The following is a 17,476-nucleotide window of genomic DNA, read 5'->3' as shown; positions in this document are numbered from 1 at the left end:
GGGAGGGTCACGAACGGTCCTCGAAGGTGGGCATGAACCACTTCCACTCGTCGAAGAACTGCGCCGGGAGCTTGTAGGGCTGGCATTCGATGATCGCCCGCAAGGCGCTCTCCTGATAGACGCGGAAATAGGGCGAGCCGTCACCTGGCTTGGCGATGGGCGGCGCTTCCAGCGTACCGTCACGGCGCAGCCGGATCTCGAAATCGACGGCAAGGTTCGGCTTCTCGATGCCGCCATATGGCTTCTTCCAGCAACGCTCGACCTGGGATTTGAACATGGCGCCCCAGGTCGCGGAATTGTCGGCGTCCCGTCCACGCGCCGCGCCCAGCGCGGAGGTGCTGTTCAGCGTCGCGCCGGTGATCGCCTGGCGGGTCGGGTCACGCTTGTCGAGCAGGGCCGCGATCTTGCTCTGGTCAAAGATGCGCTCCTGCTTCGGCTTGGCCGGCTGCGGCGGCGCCGCCTTGGCTTCGGGTTTCGGCGGCGGCTTCTTGCTCGGCTCTTTCTTCAGCGCCTCGGCGATCGGATCAGGCTTCTGCTCAGGCGTCTTCTCTGCGGGCTTCTCCGCAGGCTTCTGCTCTTCCTTCTTCTCCGCGGGCTTCGGCGGATCGGGTTTCTTCTCGGCCTGCTTTTCCACCGGCTTTGGAGGATCGGGCTTCTTCTCGACCGGCTTCTCGACCGGCTTCGGCGGCGGCTCGGGCGCGGCCGAGGTCACGATCTCCTTCTTGTCGGTGACCTTGCCGATCGGATCGTCGGCCGGATTGGCGTCGGCGACCTTCTCCACCAGCGGCTTTGGCTTGTCCTTCTCGCCGGACTTCGTGCCGGCACTGAGCTTGGCGAGCTGATCGGCCGAAATCACGTCGACCGCGATGGTGTCCGGCGGGGTCGCTTCCAGGCGCGGCGGCGCAAACGAGAAGATGCACCAGCCGAGCGCGACAACGTGCAGCGCGACCGACGCCACGAGCGTCTTGTCGAGCCTGGCCCAGATCTCCCTGAGCCGTCCCGCCTCCATACCGCCGTGTGCCAATTCAGCCTGCAAACCCGCCCCGGCGTCTCAACTGCCCTGCTCGGGCACGATCACGATATTGGCCTTGAAGCCGGCGTTCCGGACATAGCCGAGCAGCTTCATCATGTCGGTGTAGCAGACGTCGCGATCGCCGCGCAGAAACACCACGCGTTCAGCCTCTGACCTTGCCTCACCGATTGCTTTCACCTTGGCCTCCAGCTCAGATTCCTGGATCTGGGTGTCGCCCAGATAGAGATCGACTTTGGAATTGCAGGTCCCGCCCGTCCGCTTGACCGAGACCGTCAGAGGCGGCGCGTTTGAGGGCGTCGACGATCCGCCCCGCGCCACCGGCAGATCAATGTCGATGCTGGTGGTCATCAGCGGCGCCGACACCATAAAGATGATCAGCAGCACCAGCATGACATCGACCATCGGGGTGACGTTGATCTCGGCCATGACGCCGGCGCGACGGCCGCCTCGGCCCCGTCGCCGCCCGCCTCCCGAGGCCCCCGCTGCGCTCATTCCCACTTGGCGATCTCCGTCAAAACCCGTTCCCGCCCGCCGCCGGTCACGTCCGCTCGTCGATCTGGCGCGACAGGATGGCCGAAAACTCGTCTGCGAAGCCCTCCAGGCGTTGGGCCTGGCGGTTCACCTCCGACGAGAACTTGTTGTAGAAAATTGTCGCCGGAATTGCGGCGATCAGGCCGATCGCGGTGGCGAACAATGCCTCGGCGATGCCCGGCGCCACCACCGCCAGCGAGGTGTTCTTCGAGGCGGCGATCGACTGAAAGCTCGACATGATGCCCCAGACCGTGCCGAACAGCCCGACGAAGGGGCCGGCCGAACCGACGGTGGCAAGGACCAGGAGCCGACGTTCCAGCCGCTCCACCTCGCGGGCGATCGAGACATCCATCACCTTCTCGATGCGCATCTGCAGGCCGGCAAAGGACCGCGCCTGACTCTCGAACGAGCGTTTCCATTCGCGCATGGCGGCGACGAACAGGGCGGCCATGGAATGGGTCGGCTTGGCCGAGAGCCCGCGATAGAGCTCCTCGATCGACTGGCCAGACCAGAACGCCTGCTCGAAACGGTCCATCGCCCGGCGGGTGCGGGCGAACAGGAAGACCTTGTCGATGGCGATGGCCCAGACCCAGACCGAGCAGCCCAGCAGCCCCAGCATCACGCCCTTCACGATCCAGTGAGCCTGCCAGAACAGGGTGATCAGCGACACGTCGGCCGAGACCGTCGGTAGCGCCGACTGTGCGACGTCGGCAGGATTCATCGGCTTGGTTCCCTCAGATTTGCGACAGAATTTAACAGCCAGATCGGGCCGCGCCGCGGCGCTGCCGCCCGACAAGTCCTTCATTTGCGGAGGAAAGCCCGTCCCTGGGCGGCCCCTTTTGTCCCCCGTAGATGTCAAAACAAGGGCTGCCGGCACGTGCCGGCCACCCTGACCAAACGCTAAGCATGGTTAAGATCGGGTTACCTCGACCGCCGCGGCGGGGGCGCATTCGGCCGCAGGCGCGGCCGCCAGGCGCCGGGCGAGTGGCCGAAGCAACAGGGGCGAGAGGTAAATGGGTAGCTGGCTAAGGGCGAAATAGAGCCAGGTCGACGACGGCAGGACGCCGTCAGTCGCCGCCAACATCAATCCCATATTGCGCTGGCAGACCATCAGCGCCAAGGCCAGCGCAACGGCCGCGCCCATTCCGCGGAAGACGATGATGGTGGCGGCGAGCATCAGTGCGAACACGGCGAACGCCAGGAGCGTCATTGCCGATACCCCGAGCGGATCGTGCAAGGTCGCCACGCCGACATTCTCCATCACGCCGGAGACGAAAACCAGCAGCACGACGATGTTGATGCCGTCGATCGGCGCCTTGTGGCGAGCGATCCGCGTTGCGCCGATCAGCCGGCGCAGCACCATGGCGACGAGGATGGCGCCGACGAGAATGGCGCCGAGCTTGAGCCCGAGGGCCTGCGGCGACAAATCCAGCATGCCGCCGAAGAAGACCGCCGCGAAAAGCGGCGCCGTGAAGGGCACCAGCGCGGTGCTGGTGACCAGCGTGATCAGCACCAGCGTCGCATCCAAGCCCATCAGCGCCGCGAGCGCTGGCGCCGCCATCATCGGTGAGGCCACGCTCTGCAGCATCAAGCCGAGATGCAGCCCGGGCGCAAAAGCCGGCAGGCCAACGGCCGAGGACGACAGCCCCACAGCCAGGGGAACCACAAGCACGGTCCACAGCGTCGCGGCGACCACAAGACCAGGCCGGCGCAAATGACTGCGTAGCGCGGCGACATCGAGCCTCATGAAGGACAGGCAGAGGAGGATGAAGATCGCCGGCGTGACATGGGGTTTGAGCACCGCGCCGAGCGGTGGGCAGGCGATGCCGATGACCACCAATGCCACGAGCGCCCGCGTTCCCTGGCGGCCGATGGCGGACAGCAGCGCCAGCAACGGCGAACATATGCGGGCAATGAAGGAGGACATCACCAATTCCGCGTGAGGCCTGCTCCTGCCATCCCGTCCCGGCGACGGCAATCGCCGGCCCGGCATGGCCGCCATTCGCTGAACAGAACGCCAGCACCGCATGCGGCACCGGCCTGCCTCAACCCTGTTCCTTGCAGCACGCAGCCATATCGGCGAAATGCTGCTCCTTGCCTTCGACCGGTCCGCCGGTCGCAGGCACAATAGCGGTCTCGATGATCGCGCCGCGCTCCAGCGTGCGGTGGACCGGACACTTGTCGGCGATCTCCTGCAGCCGCAGCCGCTGCGCCTCATCGAGTTCGCCATGCAGGGCGATGGCCCGGCTGAAGGTATCGCGGCGCTCCTGTCCTGTCTTGGCGTGAGCTACCTCCACCGCGGCGCGCTTCAGAGGCCAGCGCTTCTGCTCGGCATAGAGCCGCAACGTCATCGCAGTGCAGGCACCGAGCGCGGCGCCCAACAATTGATAAGGGGACGGGCCCGAACCGAGCCCACCGACGGCGACCGGCTCGTCCGCCGAAAAGCGCACACCCGCGGCCTCCACCTCGACCTGAAATTTGCCGGCGCCGGTCTCGGTCACTGTCACGCTATCGTCGCCGGCCGCGGGCGCCACCGCGCGCTGTAGCGCCAGATAGCGGAACGCCCAGGCCGCGATCACCTGGGCGACGAACGAGGCGTCGCGCGGATCGGAGAGAAGATGGTCGGCCTGGTCGAGCGATACGAAGCTCTTGGGATGCCGCGCCGCGAGGAAAGTCGCCGACGCGTTGTCGATGCCCACCACACTGTCGATCGGCGAATGCAAGACCATCAGCGGGCGGTGCAGCGCTGCTAGAACTCTGGCCGGATCATGGGTGCGCAGGTCGTCAAGAAACGAGCGGCGAATGGTGAACGAACGACCGCCAAGGTCGATCTCCGCCTCGCCTGCTTGCGCGATGGAGTCGAGTTTGTCGCCGAACAACTTCGTCACATGCGCGGCATCATAGGGCGCACCGATGGTCGCCACCGCCGCGACCGCCGGAAGTCGCGCCGCTGCCGCAAGTGCCGCGGTGCCGCCGAGGCTATGGCCAATCAGCAGACTCGGCTCTCGGCCGGAAGCCACCATGGCCTGCGCCGCGGCGACGATGTCGTCGACATCGCCACTGAAGCCGCGCCCAGCGAACTCGCCCTCGCTGTCGCCGATCCCGGCGAAATCGAAGCGCAGGACCGCGATGCCGCAGCCCGCAAGTGCGCGCGTGATCCGGGTCGCTGCGAGCGAGGTCCGGCTGCAGCTGAAGCAATGGGCGAACAGGGCATAGGCACGGGGCGAGCCCTGCGGCAAGTCGATCTGCCCGGCGAGTTGCTGGCCGTCGCCGCCAGCGAATGCGAAGAGTTCGGTCATGATGGCCACCTGGTGTGCCGTCTCCGAATGACCGCCCCATCATGCCGGGGCCACGCCCTTCCGGCCAGCCATTGATGGCCAGCACCGCAACGGAACCGCGGTTCTCTTGTCTCAGGGATCGCGTTCGACGAAAGCAAACGCCCAGCTGCGGGGGATCAGCCGGGCGTCGGTAAAGCAGGTTGAGGCGAAATCAGCGCTGCGTCTGATCCGTCTCGGGCGGCGCCTGCGGGCGTGAGCGGTGCTCGGCCATGAATTGATCGAACTCGGCCTTGTCCTTCGCCTGGCGCAGACGCTCGAGGAAACTCTTGAATTCGGTCTGCTCGTCCTCAAGCCGTCGCAAGGTCTCCTGGCGATATTCGTCGAAGGCGCGATTACCGCTCGAGGGCCCGGCGTAGGGACCGCGATCGAAGTCACGCCCTTCCATGCGCGCCCGCATGCGATCGAGATTCCACTGCATGCGCTCCATCTTGCTCTGCCAGCGGTTGTGACCGTGATAGCTCCAGCAACCCATTTTTCTGCTCCAGAGGGTGAAGAAGAGAAGTGCAAGACCGATCGGCCACCAGAAGATGAAGCCGAGCACCGTCAGCGCGATCCACGCCGGGTGCCAGGGCGATTCGAGAAACCGCGGGCGGCGGTCGTCCCATTCGGCGCGACCCCAGCGGCTGCCTTGAGCGGTGTCGGACATAGGCTTCTCCCATAATGGCAGATTTGCCGGCGTGAATGTAAATAACATTTACATAGATAATCCAGCCAGTAGCTTTGTCAAGTCGCGGTCTCGTGCTCTGCGACAAATCGCTGGCGCGCCGGTTCCCGCCGCCGGTTCGCTGGCGATCAGGCCTTGGCGGCGGCGCCACGTTCCGTAGGGAAACCCAAGCCGCGCAGATAGATCAGCACGCCGGCCTCCAGAAGCTCTTCGGCCGCCATCGGCAGCTTGCGGCGGGCGCCGTCGCCACGGTTGAACAGCGAAGCAATGCCATGGGCGAGCGACCAGATGTGCAGTGCCATCATCGTGGCCGGTGGCCGCATTACCCCCGGCGGGGTCAGCGCCGCGATGCGCTCGGCAGTCATACGGATCACAGCGAAGGCGCGCTCGCTCGCGGCTCGCAGCGCCGGATTGGAGTCGATCGGCAGGCCCGATTCGAACATCGCCGAATAAAACGCCGGCTCCTCACGCGCGAAGGTCAGATAAGCGCGGCCAAGACGCTCGAACGCGGAGATGGTATCGGGACGGCCGTCGTCCCAAGCTTCGGCCAATGCCTTTTCGAACTCCTCAAAACCGCGCTGGGCAACATTCGCCAGGAGTTCGTCGCGGTCGCGGAAATGACGATAAGGCGCCGCAGGACTGACACCGGCAGACCGCGCGGCTTCGGCAAACGTGAAGCCGCCCGGACCTTTCTCCGCAATCAGGCCGAGGGCAGCCTGCAGCAGCGCTTCCTTGAGATTGCCGTGATGATAGCCGCGCTCGGCGCGGCGACGGTCCTTTCGCCAGCTCATGTAAAGGGCTTTAACATGGTTCGCGGCGGCGCGTCACGCGTCGCGCAACGCTCCGGCACAGGCAAGATCAACCGTGCGGCGGGTGATCGCTTCGAGTTCGGCGCGCGGGAAGCGGGCCCGGGCCCGCAGCGCGATGGTATGGATAGTCGAGCCGACGAGTTGAACCAGAGCCGGCACGTCGCTATCGGCCGTCAATTCGCCGCGTGCAACGGCGGCGCTGAACAGGCCGGTCAGGGCCTTGTCCGTACCGCTGATGGCCCGCTGCACGGTCGCGCGGATCTCCGCGTCGGTCATGGCCTCGGAGCCCGCAGTCATCACCGTGAAGCATCCGCGCGGACCGTTGTCGCCCTCGAGATAGAAATCGAGCGCCGTGGCGAACAACAGCTCCAATGCCTCGCGCAGCGATCGCTGCGGCTCGAACACCGGCGCGAAACGCGCTTCGGCCTCCTCGCGATAACGGGCATAGGCCTTGAGGAAAAGTTCGCGCTTGTCGCCAAAGGCACCATAGAGGCTCGGGCGGTTGATGCCCATGGCAGCGCTGAGATCGTCGAGCGTGGTGGCGGCAAACCCGCTGTCGCGGAAGGTGTCGAGCGCGCGGCCAAGCGCCACCTCCGCGGCGAAGGCTCGCGGCCTGCCGCGCTTCCTGGCCGCCGGCGCTTCACCGGCAGGCTGTGGCGCGACCTCAGGCGGCCTGCCGATTCTTTTTTGTACCATCTCGCAATAAAATCCTTGACCGGCATTAATTTATGCGAAAAGGTACATAAATCAATCCCGCCGCGGGATCGATGAGACTGAGGAGAAGGAAGCGTCCCATGGATCTCTATTTCTCACCGCTTGCCTGCTCGATGGCCACCAGGATTGCTCTCTACGAAGCCAGCGTCGAGGCCAATTTCCTCGAAGTCGACCCCAAGACCAAGCGGCTCCTGGCCGATGGTGCCGACTATTTCGCGATCAACCCGGTTGGTCTCGTGCCGGCGTTGCGCGGCGACGACGGCGAATTGCTGACCGAGAATGCGGCCATCCTGCAATACGTCGCCGACCATCTGCCCGAAGTCGAACTCGCGCCGGCCTCGGGGCTCGCGCGCAGCCGCCTGCAGCAATGGCTGTGCTTCATCGGCACCGAACTGCACAAGGGGCTGTTCGTGCCGCTGCTGGACCGTCAAGCGCCCGAGGGGATGAAGGCATATGTGCTGGAAAAGAACCTGCCGCGGCTGGCCTATCTCGATCGCTACCTCGAGGGCCGCGAATTCCTGCTCGACCGCTTCACCGTTGCCGACGCTTACCTCGCCACGGTGCTGAACTGGAGCACAGCCACGCCGATGATCGACTTCGACCTCTACCCGGCGGTGCAGGCCTATCTCGCCCGCATGCGTCAGCGCCCGAGCGTCGCCCGGGCGCTGACGGAGGAAACGGCGCTCTACAAGGCGGAGATCGCCCGCCACAAGGCGGCGTGATCGTCAGGGAAACCGGGATGGGACGACGGCCGTCTTCGGGCGGCCGTCCGCGGCCATCAACCCAGCAGTCTCTGCTCGGCAGCGGCAAGCGCGCGGGCGAACACCCCTGAGTCGTCGAGCGCCCGCGTCAGCACCAGCGCGCCCTGGATCTCCAGCACCGCCGCTTCGGCCTTGCGCCGCGCCAGGGCCTTGCCGTCACCGCGCCGGCGCAGGGAGGCGGCAAGCGCCTCGATCCAGGCCGCGAAATAGCTCCTCACCGCATCTGCAAAGAGATCGCGCGCGGCGCCGAGCGCAACCACCCCGACGAGGCAAACTCGCTCCCCGGAGCGGAAATAACCGTCGACGGCGGCGAACATGGCCCGAATGCCGCGCACCGGATCCTCGGCGTCGCGCAGCGGCGCAAAGATCTCGGCCGTGAACCAGGCGTCGAGATGGGCGAGCACCTCGCGCGCCATCTCCTCCTTGCCGCCGGGAAAGCAGTTGTAGAGGCTGCCCTTGCCGAGGCCGGTCGCTTCGATCATCAGAGCCAGAGTCGCGCCTTCATAGCCATGGGCGCGAAATACTTCCGCCAACTGCGGCAGAAGCTCGGCACGCTGGCGCTGCCGCGTCATCGCGGCTCCGGTCCAAGGCCAGGGACATCGGCAGGACGCGGTCCCGGGGCGGCCCAGTGGAAGCGCCGCTCCGCTTCGGTGATGGCGACATCGTTGATGCTGGCTTCTCGCCGCCGCATCAGGCCAGCCTCGTCGAATTCCCACTGTTCGTTGCCATAGGAGCGAAACCAACGGCCGGCGTCATCGTGCCATTCGTACTGGAAACGCACCGCGATGCGGTTGCCGTCGAACGCCCACAGATCCTTGATCAGGCGATAGTCGCGCTCCGTCTGCCATTTGCGGGCGAGAAAGGCGACGATGGCGTCGCGCCCCTGGATGAATTCCGAGCGGTTACGCCAGCTGCTGTCCTCGGTATAGGCGAGCGAAATCCGCTGCGGATCGCGCGAATTCCAGGCGTCTTCCGCCATCCGCACCTTCTGCGCAGCGGTCTCGCGGGTGAACGGGGGCAACGGCGGACGGGACATCGGGAAACTCCAAAGGCTGGACCGATTGGTACAAATTTGGACCGACCGGTACAGCGAGTCAAGCGCCACATCGTCGAGGACGCCTTCCGCTCTCTTTCCGCTCGTCATGCCCGCGGCTGTCGTCGGCTGTCGCGGGCATCCGCGTGTTGCGGCCGCTCAGCAAGAAAGACGCGGCGGCCGGAACACACGCCCCCGGCCATGATGCCCAACACAACTCCTGCCCGGAGGAACGAGCGCAGCCGGCGCCAATTACTCCGACGCGCCCCGGTCGGTCGACATGGCGACACGGAGCGGCTTCGGAATGGGCCGCGCCCGGCCGGCCGAGACGAAGGCTACACGCACTTTCGCCGTGACCAGGAGATCGGCGCCACGGCGCACCTCCTGCGCCAAGGTGATCGAGGCGCCCTTCACCTCCTCGGGCAGCGTGATCACCTCGAGCAGATCATCCATGCGCGCCGGCTTGAGGTAGTCGATCTGCATCGACCGAACCACGAAAGCGAAGCCAGGGGCTTCGGCCTCCGCAGCTGCGAACAACGCATGCTGATCGGCGCCGAGCAGGCGCAGGTAATTGGTACGGCCGCGCTCCATGAAGCGCAGATAGTTGGCGTGATAGACGATGCCGGTGAAATCGGTATCCTCGTAATAGATCCGAACCGCCAGGCGGTGACGGCCAGCATCGATAACGCCGTCAAGCACGGCCATATTCTTCGGCGCCGGCTCAGACATCGCTCTGCTCCAATGCGGCGAGCGGCAACAGATGATCGCGCGTGAGCGGCGCGAGCTCGATCGCACCGGGCCGCGCCGGATCGACCCAGATCGCTTCGGCGATCTCCGCCTGCGGCTCGATCGGGCCCTGGACCGCCACCGCATACACCGCGGCGTCGACCACCCAGCCGGGCTCGTTGGCAGCGACTGCCGAGAATCGCCCGAGCGGCCGCTGCGAGCCGTCGACGAGCGTGCAACCGAGTTCCTCGCGCAGCTCCCGCCGCAGCGCGACGAGATCGCTCTCGCCGGCGTCAAGCTTGCCGCCCGGCTGCATGAAGGCCGTGGTGCCGCGCTTGCGCACCAGCAGCACCCGCTTCGTCTCGTCGCGGATCATCGCCGCGACGATGGAAATCGTCTGCGGGGCGGTCATTCGTCGGCGCCCCCGAACAGCCCGAACTGGGCCGGATCGCGGTTGGGTTCGGCAAGGCCGAGATGGCGGAAGGCGTGCGAGGTAAGCAGGCGGCCGCGCGGCGTGCGCTGGATCAGACCGCATTGCAGGAGAAACGGCTCGATGATGTCCTCGATGGCATCGCGCGGCTCCGACAGCGCCGCGGCGAGGGTCTCGACCCCGACCGGGCCACCGCCGTAATTGAGCGCGATGGTCGAGAGATAACGGCGGTCCATGGCATCGAGCCCGGCGGCATCGACTTCGAGCGCCCGCAGCGCCTTGTCGGCGAGGGCACGGTCGATGGCGGCGGCGCTGGCGACGGAAGCGAAATCACGCACCCGCCGCAACAGGCGGCCGGCGATGCGCGGCGTGCCGCGGGCGCGCCGCGCGATCTCGTTGGCGCCGTCCTCGGTCATGCCGATGCCGAGCACCCGCGCGCCGCGGCTGACGATCTTCTCGAGTTCTTCCTCGGTGTAGAAATTCAGCCGCACCGGAATGCCGAACCGGTCGCGCAACGGATTGGTCAGAAGACCGGCCCGGGTGGTGGCGCCAACCAGCGTGAATTTCGCCAGATCAATCTTGACCGAGCGGGCCGCGGGCCCCTCGCCGATGATCAGATCGAGCTGAAAGTCCTCCATCGCCGGATAGAGCACCTCCTCCACCGCCGGATTGAGGCGATGGATCTCGTCAATGAACAGAACGTCACGCTCCTCGAGATTGGTGAGCAGAGCGGCAAGATCGCCGGCCTTGGCGATCACCGGGCCCGAGGTGGCGCGGAAACCGACGCCAAGCTCGCGGGCGACGATCTGGGCGAGCGTCGTCTTGCCGAGTCCCGGCGGGCCGACGAACAGCACGTGATCGAGCGCCTCACCGCGCTTGCGGGCGGCATCGATGAAGATCTGCAGATTGGCCCGGGCCTGCTGCTGGCCAACGAAATCGGTCAGCGACTGCGGCCGCAGCGAAGTGTCGCCGATGTCATCGGCGCGCCGTTCCGGTGTGACGAGGCGTCTCTCGCCGCTCACTCGCTGCCCCGCTTGTACTTGTTCGGCAGCAATTCGCCGATCGTGACGACCTTGGGCTCGCGGCCCTGATCGGGCACGATCACCCGCGCCTTGGCATCATAGTCGTGGATCAATTCACGACAAATGCCACAGGGCGATACCACGGCGATGCGGCCGGGCTCGTCGGGCTTGGGATGGCGCACCGCGACGATGGTGTCGATGCCGTGATCGCCAGTCTCGGTAATGGCCCGGCCGATGGCGATGGCCTCGGCGCAGACCGCGATGCGGCCGATATAGGCGTCGATATTGACCCCGGTAACGATGCGCCCATCACGGGTGCGCAGGGCGGCGCCGACCTCCTGCCAGTCGTTGCGGTAGCGCCGGCTGATCACCTCGGTGGCGGCGGTGATCAGCTCCTTCTCCTGGTCGGTCAGCATGGCGGGTGACTGGTCCTCAACGACTAAGCCTCGAACTTACTTCGACAGTTCCTTCAACCCCAGCCTGATCAGCTGGGCGGTTTCAGCACCCTCGCCGGCGCCGCGCACCGCACTGGCGACCGCGGCGGCCGCCTGGGGCTGCCCATAGCCGAGATTGACCAGCGCGGAAATGGCATCGCTGACCGGCTGCGGTGCCCGCCGCTCCTCGATGGCGCCGGAGAGCTGGATCACCGCGGGATCGACGGCGGCAAAAGCCGGTGCCTTGTCCTTGAGTTCCGTCACGATCCGTTCGGCGACCTTGGGGCCCACCCCGGGTGTGCGAGCCACCGCCGCGCGATCCCGCAAGGCAATGGCGTTGGCAAGATCGGCCGGCGGCAGCGTGCTCAGGACCGCCAAGGCCACCTTGGCGCCAACCCCCTGCACGGTCTGCAGCAGGCGGAACCACTCCCGCTCGGTATCGGAGCGGAAACCGAACAGCCGGATCTGATCCTCCCGCACGTGGGTCTCGATCGACAGCACTGCGGCCTCGCCCGGCGTGGGCAGCGCCTGCAGGGTGCGCGCGGCGCAATGCACCTGATAGCCGACGCCACCGACATCGAGGATCACGTAGTCCTCGCCATAGGAATCGATCACGCCGCGCAGCTTGCCGATCATGACGCCGCGATCCTCAGCACCACGCTCTGGCGATGGTGGGCATGGGTGATCGCGATGGCGAGCGCATCGGCGGCATCGGCGCTTTTGGGCGCGGCCTTCGGCAGGAGAATTCCGAGCATGACGCGGATCTGGTTCTTGTCGGCGTGGCCGGCGCCGACCACGGTCTTCTTCACTTGATTGGGCGCATATTCGGCCACCGTCAGGCCGAAGCGCGCCGGTACCAGCATGGCAACGCCCCTCGCCTGGCCGAGCTTCAGGGTCGCCGCGCCGTCCTTGTTGACGAAGGTTTGCTCGACGGCCGCTTCGACCGGCGCAAATTCGTCGAGCACCTTGGCAAGGCCGTCGTGAATGACACAGAGCCGGTCGGAGAGCGGCAGCGTCTCCTTCGCCTCGATCGAGCCGCAGCCGACATAGATCAGGCGGTTGCCGTCGCTGTCGATCACGCCCCAGCCGGTGCGGCGCAGGCCGGGGTCGATGCCGAGAATCCGAATCGCACGCGATGTCATGGCGCCATGTTAGCCTAAAACCGGCCGCAACGGGCGCTCACAGCAGCGTGCCGCGCAGGATCAGGAGCGCGACGCTGAAATAGATCATCAGACCGGTGACGTCGACCAATGTGGCGACGAAGGGGGCGGAGGCGCTGGCGGGGTCGAGCCCGAGCCGCTGCAGGGCGAACGGCAGCATCGAGCCGGCCACTGAGCCGAAAGTAACGATGCCGACCAGCGCCGCCGCCACCGTGAGCGCCACCAGGCCCCAATGCTCGCCGTAGTCGTAGAAGCCGAGCTTCTGCCAGAGAATGATGCGGACCATGCCGATGACGCCGAGCCCGCCGCCGAGAATCACCCCGGTGGGCAGTTCGCGCAAGGCAACGCGCCACCAGTCGGACAGGCGGACGTCCTGCAAGGCCAGCGAGCGAATCAGCAGCGAGGTCGCCTGCGAGCCGGAGTTGCCGCCCGAGCTCATGATCAGCGGGATAAAGAGAGTGAGCACCAGGGCCTTCTGCAACTCTCCCTCGAAATACTGCATGGCACTCGCCGTCAGCATCTCGCTCAAGAACAGCAAACAGAGCCAGACGCCGCGCTTGCGGATCATGTCGGGCAGGCGGATCTGCAGGTACGGCTCCTCGATCGCCGCCATGCCGCCGAATTTCTGCACGTCTTCGGTGTTTTCCTCGATGATCGCGTCGATGATGTCGTCGACCGTGACGATGCCGCGCAGATGCCCGGCCTTGTCCACCACGGGCACTGCCAACAGGTCGTATTTGGTGATCAGCCGCGCCACCTCTTCGCGATCGGTCAGCGGCGAGGTGGTGATCGGGGCGCGGCTCGGCGCCAGGGACAGGATGTTCGCCGACGGTTCGCCGGAGATCAGCCGGCGCAGCGTCACCGCGCCGACGAGGCGCCGGGTCACCGGGTCGAGCACATAGATGGCATAGACCGTCTCACGTGTACGCTCGACCTGGCGGATGTGGGTCAGCGTCTGACCGACCGTCCAACTCGCCGGCACGCTGACGAACTCCGTCGTCATCATCGCGCCCGCGGTATTCTCCGGGTATTGGAGCAGCGAGGCGATCGTAGCGCGCGTCAGCTCGTCGAGGCGAGCCATCAGCTCAGCACGCACGTCCTCGTCGAGCAGTTCGACGATGTCCGCCGCCATGTCGGCGGACATGCCCGTCAGCAGGGCCGCCGCGGTCGGACGCGACAGCGCCTCGATGATCTGGGCGCCGAAATCGAGTTCGGGCTTGTCGAGGATTTCGACGGCGGTTTCGGCGGGCAGCCGCCCCAGCACGGCCGCGGCGTCCTCGGGCGCCAGCTTGTTGAGGACGTCGACACTATCGGCGACGTCGTTGTGGGCCAGCCGCTCCGCCAGCGCGGCAGCATCGAAGCCGGCTTCGGCAAGGTCTTGAGTGTCGGTCATCGCTCACCTTCCGGGTCTGCCGGCAGCGGCAGGGGCGGCGAGCGGCAATTGCTGCTCAGATCCCTCTGACCGCTGTCGGCAAACGACTTGGACTGTCGCTGGGCATGGTTGGAGGTTTCCATTCACGCCGCCCGACCCGGTGTCTCCCGGCTCGCGCGGGCGTAGTGGCTGCATGATGCGCTGAGCGCCGCCCGATGGCCCATCTCCCGCTTGGCGCAGGCGATGCCCGATCGTCGATGGCGGAGATCCGCGCGGGGCGGCGGGCCGGCCGAAGCCGGTCGCCAGTTGTTGACATGATCCCTCGGCCTGCGCCCGTCAACCCCAAAGAGGAGATCGGGCGCGCTTCACTAGTGCGGCGTATCGCAATTGCCTATGCCCTTTGCGGCGAGCCCTGTAGGCAATTGCGAGACGTAAGCCTCACTAGCCCGCCATCTTGGCCATGAGCGCGTCGGACACTTCGAAATTGGAATAGACGTTCTGGACGTCATCGTGCTCGTTCAGCGCGTCGATCAGTCTGAGGAGCTTCTCGCCGGCTTCGTCATCGACAGCCACGGTGTTCTGCGGCTTCCAGGTCAGCGCCGCCTTGTGCGGTTCGCCGAACTTGGCCTCGAGCGCCTTGGCGACCTGCTGAAAGCTGTCCGGCGCGGCATAAATTTCATGACCGCTCTCGCTCGACACGACATCGTCGGCGCCGGCGTCGATCGCCGCTTCGAGCACTGCATCGGCGGAGGCAACGGACGCGTCGTATTCAACGATGCCGACGCGATCGAACATGAAGGACACGGCGCCGGTTTCGGCGAGGTTGCCGCCCGATTTGGTGAAGAAGGAGCGGATGTCGGAGGCTGCGCGATTGCGGTTGTCGGTCAGGGCTTCGACGATGACGGCGACGCCGCCCGGACCATAGCCCTCGTAGCGGATCTCGTCATAGTTCTCGGCATCGCCGCCGGTCGCCTTCTTGATGGCGCGCTCGATATTGTCCTTGGGCATATTCTCGGCGCGGGCCGCCAGCACCGCAGCACGCAGGCGCGGGTTCATCGCCGGATCGGGAGTGCCGAGCTTCGCCGCCACGGTGATTTCGCGGGCCAGCTTGCCGAACAGCTTGGACTTCTGCGCGTCCTGCCGGCCCTTGCGGTGCATGATGTTCTTGAATTGGGAATGTCCGGCCATGCGGGTTCTCTTCGGGAAACTGATCTACGGGGGATTCGGCGGTGGATTCGCGGCGCGGGTTATAATCTCGAAAGCCGCCGGATCAAAGGGTTGCTCCGGTTGATGGTATTATATTACGTCCGCGAGTGCGTCATCATCTCCGTCTCGCGGAAATTAACGTCGGGGTTACGCCGCGATGGAATAATCCGCGGCAAATCACGGGGCGGAGGAGCCATGGGTCTGCGGGCGGCACTGACGGCCATCTGGAAGAGGCCGGCCGAAGCGGGCGGACCAGCTGCAGCCGAAGCTGCGCCGTGTCCGATGCGCGGCGACGCGCCGGCTGCTGCGACCCTTCTCGCCGACGCCCCACAAGCGGACGCTGCCGCCCAGATCCTCGACCTGCTTGATGTCGAGTTGCAGGCCCTGGTGCGCCAGCTCGAGCGCGCGGCGACATCGGTCGCCGGTGGCGCCCACGCCACCTCGAAGACCTTGAGTGAAATCCGCGGCCGGGCCGACGCCCTGACCGCCCGCAGCCGTGATGCCGGCACCACCGCCGAGACCTTCGCCACAGCCACCGCACATTTCAGCCAGTCGACGAACGGTATCGGCGCCCATGTCGCCGACGCCGGCAAACTCGCCGATCAAGCCGGCGCCGCAGCCGAGGAGGCCAGCGCCAGCGTCGAGCGACTGCGCCAGTCGTCAGCGGCGATCGGCAACGTCGTCGACATGATCGCCAGCATCGCGCGCCAGACGACGCTGCTCGCCCTCAACTCGACCATCGAAGCCGCCCGTGCCGGCGAGGCCGGCCGCGGCTTCGCCGTGGTCGCTTCGGAGGTCAAGGCGCTCTCCGTCGCGACCCGTGACGCCACCGAGGAAATCAAGCAGAAGATCGACGCCTTGCAGAGCGATGCGGCCGCCTCGATCGACGCGGTGCATCGCATCTCCGCGGCGATCGGCGCCATTCGCCCCGTGTTCGAGAACGTCAACAGCGCGGTTGCGACCCAGGGCGCGACCACGGGTGACCTCGCCCGGAGCGCCACCGCCACCTCGCAATTCATCGCCTCGGTCGGGGATGGCGCCAACGACATCGATGCCGCCACCAAGGAGGCCGAACTGCATGGCCGCGACATGGCGGCGGCCGGCGCCGGCGTCACCGCACTGGTGGACAAGCTCAAGGCGCGCTGTGCGGTGCTGCTGCAGAACGAGGAACGCACGGCTCGCAAGGACGAGCGCCTGCCTTGCAACCTCGCCGTGACTATCCGGGGCCACCGCGGCGAGCTCACCGCCAACGTCTATGAATTGTCGCGCGAGACGGTGCTGGTGTCGGGCACGGGCGTAGCCGCCCTGCCGCTGTCAGAACCGCTACAGGCGACGATGGACGGCATTGGCGCCTGCCGTCTCGCAGCGATCAGCCATGGCGACCTTGGCAGCGAGATGCGCCTCGTCGCCGCCGACGCCGCCGTCAAGGAGCGCATCGAAGACAAACTGTTCCTGCTGCACGATGCAAATACCGAATGCATCGCGCGGGCGATGGAGGCCGGCAAGAAGATCGCGCGGCTTCTCGAAGACGCACTCGCCGCCGGCAGGCTCACGGTCGACGACCTGTTTGACGCTGACTACGTGCCGATCGCCGGCTCCAACCCGCCGCAGTTCCGCACCCGCTATCTCGACTGGCTCGATCGCGCCCTGCCCGCGATCCAGGAGCCGGTGTTGAAGATGGATCCGTCGATGACCTTCTGCGCCGCGGTGGATCGCAACGGCTATCTGCCGGTACACAACGCGATCTACTCCCATCCGCAGCGACCGGACGACGCGGCCTGGAACACCGCCAATTGCCGCAACAGGCGCATCTTCAGTGACCCCGCCGGCCTCGCCGCCGCGCACAACACCCGCGCCTATCTGGTGCAGGGCTATCCCCGCGACATGGGCGATGGCGTCCGGATCAGGATGCGCGAGATCGACGTGCCGATCAGGGTTCGCGGCAAGCACTGGGGCGCCTTCCGCACGGCCTACAAGCTGTAAGGCGACCACGTCGCGAGGAGCAGCACCGGCGCTGGCGGCCAGGGGGCCGAAGCGGTGCCGAAGACCGGCCCGAGCGTCCGATCCAAAACCGCACTAGAATCATGATCATTGCTAGTGTGGTGGATCTGACGCTCGTTTCAGTATTGCAGCGAGTTCTTCGAACGAGCGTCAGATCCAAAACCACACGAGAATCATAATGATGCTAGTGTCCCCTTGTTTCCAACGTTCGTATGAGCGCCTGCTGCAATGGGATACGAACG

At 66.2% G+C, this 17,476-nt stretch carries 20 protein-coding genes; 2 read left to right on the top strand and 18 right to left on the bottom strand.

Translation table 11 applies throughout. The annotated features are described in order from the left end of the window. Window positions 1-7: 7 nt before the first annotated feature. The 8 genes from DB459_RS10415 to DB459_RS10380 form a co-directional block, all read right to left on the bottom strand. On the bottom strand, window positions 8-1,009 hold the full coding sequence (locus DB459_RS10415; RefSeq protein ID WP_253713510.1) for a protein TolA: 1,002 nt from the start codon (window positions 1,007-1,009) through the stop codon (window positions 8-10). A 42-nt stretch (window positions 1,010-1,051) separates the two neighbouring features. Beyond that, window positions 1,052-1,525: a biopolymer transporter ExbD gene (locus DB459_RS10410; protein ID WP_371926914.1), complete on the bottom strand. Its 474-nt coding sequence runs from the start codon at window positions 1,523-1,525 to the stop codon at window positions 1,052-1,054. Between the two features lie 46 nt (window positions 1,526-1,571). Then, window positions 1,572-2,285, bottom strand: coding sequence for a protein TolQ (gene tolQ, locus DB459_RS10405; protein WP_253712773.1), 714 nt, complete (start codon window positions 2,283-2,285; stop codon window positions 1,572-1,574). 189 nt (window positions 2,286-2,474) lie between these two features. Then, window positions 2,475-3,491, bottom strand: a complete 1,017-nt coding sequence (locus DB459_RS10400; protein WP_253712772.1) for a Na+-dependent transporter — start codon at window positions 3,489-3,491, stop codon at window positions 2,475-2,477. 118 nt (window positions 3,492-3,609) lie between these two features. Next, window positions 3,610-4,872, bottom strand: coding sequence for an alpha/beta fold hydrolase (locus tag DB459_RS10395; RefSeq protein ID WP_371926913.1), 1,263 nt, complete (start codon window positions 4,870-4,872; stop codon window positions 3,610-3,612). 181 nt (window positions 4,873-5,053) lie between these two features. Further along, on the bottom strand, window positions 5,054-5,548 hold the full coding sequence (locus tag DB459_RS10390; protein WP_253712770.1) for a DUF2852 domain-containing protein: 495 nt from the start codon (window positions 5,546-5,548) through the stop codon (window positions 5,054-5,056). 146 nt (window positions 5,549-5,694) lie between these two features. Further along, window positions 5,695-6,357, bottom strand: coding sequence for a TetR/AcrR family transcriptional regulator (locus tag DB459_RS10385; protein ID WP_253712769.1), 663 nt, complete (start codon window positions 6,355-6,357; stop codon window positions 5,695-5,697). A 33-nt stretch (window positions 6,358-6,390) separates the two neighbouring features. Continuing rightward, window positions 6,391-7,071 (bottom strand): TetR/AcrR family transcriptional regulator, encoded by a 681-nt coding sequence (locus DB459_RS10380; protein WP_253712768.1) that lies wholly within the window; start codon window positions 7,069-7,071, stop codon window positions 6,391-6,393. A gap of 98 nt (window positions 7,072-7,169) precedes the next feature. Here DB459_RS10380 and DB459_RS10375 point away from each other — a divergent pair, with 98 nt between their 5' ends. Further along, window positions 7,170-7,811, top strand: coding sequence for a glutathione binding-like protein (locus tag DB459_RS10375; RefSeq protein WP_253712767.1), 642 nt, complete (start codon window positions 7,170-7,172; stop codon window positions 7,809-7,811). A 56-nt stretch (window positions 7,812-7,867) separates the two neighbouring features. Here the strand turns inward: DB459_RS10375 and DB459_RS10370 are convergent, their stop codons facing one another. The 10 genes from DB459_RS10370 to DB459_RS10325 all read right to left on the bottom strand — a co-directional run bounded on the left by DB459_RS10370 (window position 7,868) and on the right by DB459_RS10325 (window position 15,215). Then, window positions 7,868-8,422: a TetR/AcrR family transcriptional regulator gene (locus tag DB459_RS10370; RefSeq protein WP_253712766.1), complete on the bottom strand. Its 555-nt coding sequence runs from the start codon at window positions 8,420-8,422 to the stop codon at window positions 7,868-7,870. Then, the gene (locus DB459_RS10365; protein WP_253712765.1) at window positions 8,419-8,886 is read right to left on the bottom strand and encodes a nuclear transport factor 2 family protein; all 468 of its coding nucleotides are present in this window, start codon (window positions 8,884-8,886) and stop codon (window positions 8,419-8,421) included. Before DB459_RS10365 ends, DB459_RS10370 begins: the two co-directional genes overlap by 4 nt. Window positions 8,887-9,135: 249 nt before the next feature. Continuing rightward, a complete protein-coding gene (gene ybgC, locus DB459_RS10360; RefSeq protein WP_253712764.1) occupies window positions 9,136-9,612 on the bottom strand; it encodes a tol-pal system-associated acyl-CoA thioesterase in 477 nt (158 codons plus the stop codon). Continuing rightward, entirely contained in the window at window positions 9,605-10,021 is a 417-nt protein-coding gene (locus DB459_RS10355) for an NUDIX domain-containing protein (protein WP_253712763.1), read from the bottom strand. Before DB459_RS10355 ends, ybgC begins: the two co-directional genes overlap by 8 nt. Beyond that, complete coding sequence (gene ruvB, locus DB459_RS10350; protein WP_253712762.1) at window positions 10,018-11,061, bottom strand: Holliday junction branch migration DNA helicase RuvB; 1,044 nt, start codon at window positions 11,059-11,061, stop codon at window positions 10,018-10,020. The genes DB459_RS10355 and ruvB overlap by 4 nt, the downstream gene beginning before the upstream one ends. Further along, complete coding sequence (locus DB459_RS10345) at window positions 11,058-11,477, bottom strand: cytidine deaminase (RefSeq protein WP_253712761.1); 420 nt, start codon at window positions 11,475-11,477, stop codon at window positions 11,058-11,060. The genes ruvB and DB459_RS10345 overlap by 4 nt, the downstream gene beginning before the upstream one ends. Window positions 11,478-11,513: 36 nt before the next feature. After that, window positions 11,514-12,131, bottom strand: coding sequence for a Holliday junction branch migration protein RuvA (ruvA, locus tag DB459_RS10340; RefSeq protein WP_253712760.1), 618 nt, complete (start codon window positions 12,129-12,131; stop codon window positions 11,514-11,516). Next, the gene (gene ruvC / locus DB459_RS10335) at window positions 12,128-12,637 is read right to left on the bottom strand and encodes a crossover junction endodeoxyribonuclease RuvC (protein WP_253712759.1); all 510 of its coding nucleotides are present in this window, start codon (window positions 12,635-12,637) and stop codon (window positions 12,128-12,130) included. Before ruvC ends, ruvA begins: the two co-directional genes overlap by 4 nt. A gap of 37 nt (window positions 12,638-12,674) precedes the next feature. Beyond that, window positions 12,675-14,048, bottom strand: a complete 1,374-nt coding sequence (gene mgtE, locus DB459_RS10330) for a magnesium transporter (protein ID WP_253712758.1) — start codon at window positions 14,046-14,048, stop codon at window positions 12,675-12,677. Between the two features lie 420 nt (window positions 14,049-14,468). Beyond that, window positions 14,469-15,215 (bottom strand): YebC/PmpR family DNA-binding transcriptional regulator, encoded by a 747-nt coding sequence (locus DB459_RS10325; protein WP_253712757.1) that lies wholly within the window; start codon window positions 15,213-15,215, stop codon window positions 14,469-14,471. A 300-nt stretch (window positions 15,216-15,515) separates the two neighbouring features. Between DB459_RS10325 and DB459_RS10320 the strand changes: the two genes are divergently transcribed. Continuing rightward, window positions 15,516-17,216, top strand: a complete 1,701-nt coding sequence (locus DB459_RS10320; RefSeq protein WP_253713509.1) for a methyl-accepting chemotaxis protein — start codon at window positions 15,516-15,518, stop codon at window positions 17,214-17,216. The last annotated feature ends 260 nt before the right edge of the window (window positions 17,217-17,476 follow it).

It is taken from the genome of Bradyrhizobium sp. WD16 (assembly GCF_024181725.1).
Lineage (GTDB): Bacteria > Pseudomonadota > Alphaproteobacteria > Rhizobiales > Xanthobacteraceae > Bradyrhizobium_A.
This window is presented reverse-complemented; position numbering and strand designations above follow the sequence as displayed.

Bases quoted from the DNA above. Each gene is read 5' to 3' on its own strand.
- DB459_RS10385 (WP_253712769.1), bottom strand. From the start codon at position 6,357: ATGAGCTGGCGAAAGGACCGTCGCCGCGCCGAGCGCGGCTATCATCAC.
- DB459_RS10365 (WP_253712765.1), bottom strand. From the start codon at position 8,886: ATGTCCCGTCCGCCGTTGCCCCCGTTCACCCGCGAGACCGCTGCGCAG.
- DB459_RS10370 (WP_253712766.1), bottom strand. From the start codon at position 8,422: ATGACGCGGCAGCGCCAGCGTGCCGAGCTTCTGCCGCAGTTGGCGGAA.
- DB459_RS10380 (WP_253712768.1), bottom strand. From the start codon at position 7,071: ATGGTACAAAAAAGAATCGGCAGGCCGCCTGAGGTCGCGCCACAGCCT.
- DB459_RS10390 (WP_253712770.1), bottom strand. From the start codon at position 5,548: ATGTCCGACACCGCTCAAGGCAGCCGCTGGGGTCGCGCCGAATGGGAC.
- ybgC (WP_253712764.1), bottom strand. From the start codon at position 9,612: ATGTCTGAGCCGGCGCCGAAGAATATGGCCGTGCTTGACGGCGTTATC.
- DB459_RS10320 (WP_253713509.1), top strand. From the start codon at position 15,516: ATGCGCGGCGACGCGCCGGCTGCTGCGACCCTTCTCGCCGACGCCCCA.
- ruvC (WP_253712759.1), bottom strand. From the start codon at position 12,637: ATGACATCGCGTGCGATTCGGATTCTCGGCATCGACCCCGGCCTGCGC.
- DB459_RS10325 (WP_253712757.1), bottom strand. From the start codon at position 15,215: ATGGCCGGACATTCCCAATTCAAGAACATCATGCACCGCAAGGGCCGG.
- DB459_RS10355 (WP_253712763.1), bottom strand. From the start codon at position 10,021: ATGACCGCCCCGCAGACGATTTCCATCGTCGCGGCGATGATCCGCGAC.
- DB459_RS10400 (WP_253712772.1), bottom strand. From the start codon at position 3,491: ATGTCCTCCTTCATTGCCCGCATATGTTCGCCGTTGCTGGCGCTGCTG.
- DB459_RS10410 (WP_371926914.1), bottom strand. From the start codon at position 1,525: ATGAGCGCAGCGGGGGCCTCGGGAGGCGGGCGGCGACGGGGCCGAGGC.
- DB459_RS10345 (WP_253712761.1), bottom strand. From the start codon at position 11,477: ATGCTGACCGACCAGGAGAAGGAGCTGATCACCGCCGCCACCGAGGTG.
- DB459_RS10375 (WP_253712767.1), top strand. From the start codon at position 7,170: ATGGATCTCTATTTCTCACCGCTTGCCTGCTCGATGGCCACCAGGATT.
- DB459_RS10415 (WP_253713510.1), bottom strand. From the start codon at position 1,009: ATGGAGGCGGGACGGCTCAGGGAGATCTGGGCCAGGCTCGACAAGACG.
- ruvA (WP_253712760.1), bottom strand. From the start codon at position 12,131: ATGATCGGCAAGCTGCGCGGCGTGATCGATTCCTATGGCGAGGACTAC.
- tolQ (WP_253712773.1), bottom strand. From the start codon at position 2,285: ATGAATCCTGCCGACGTCGCACAGTCGGCGCTACCGACGGTCTCGGCC.
- mgtE (WP_253712758.1), bottom strand. From the start codon at position 14,048: ATGACCGACACTCAAGACCTTGCCGAAGCCGGCTTCGATGCTGCCGCG.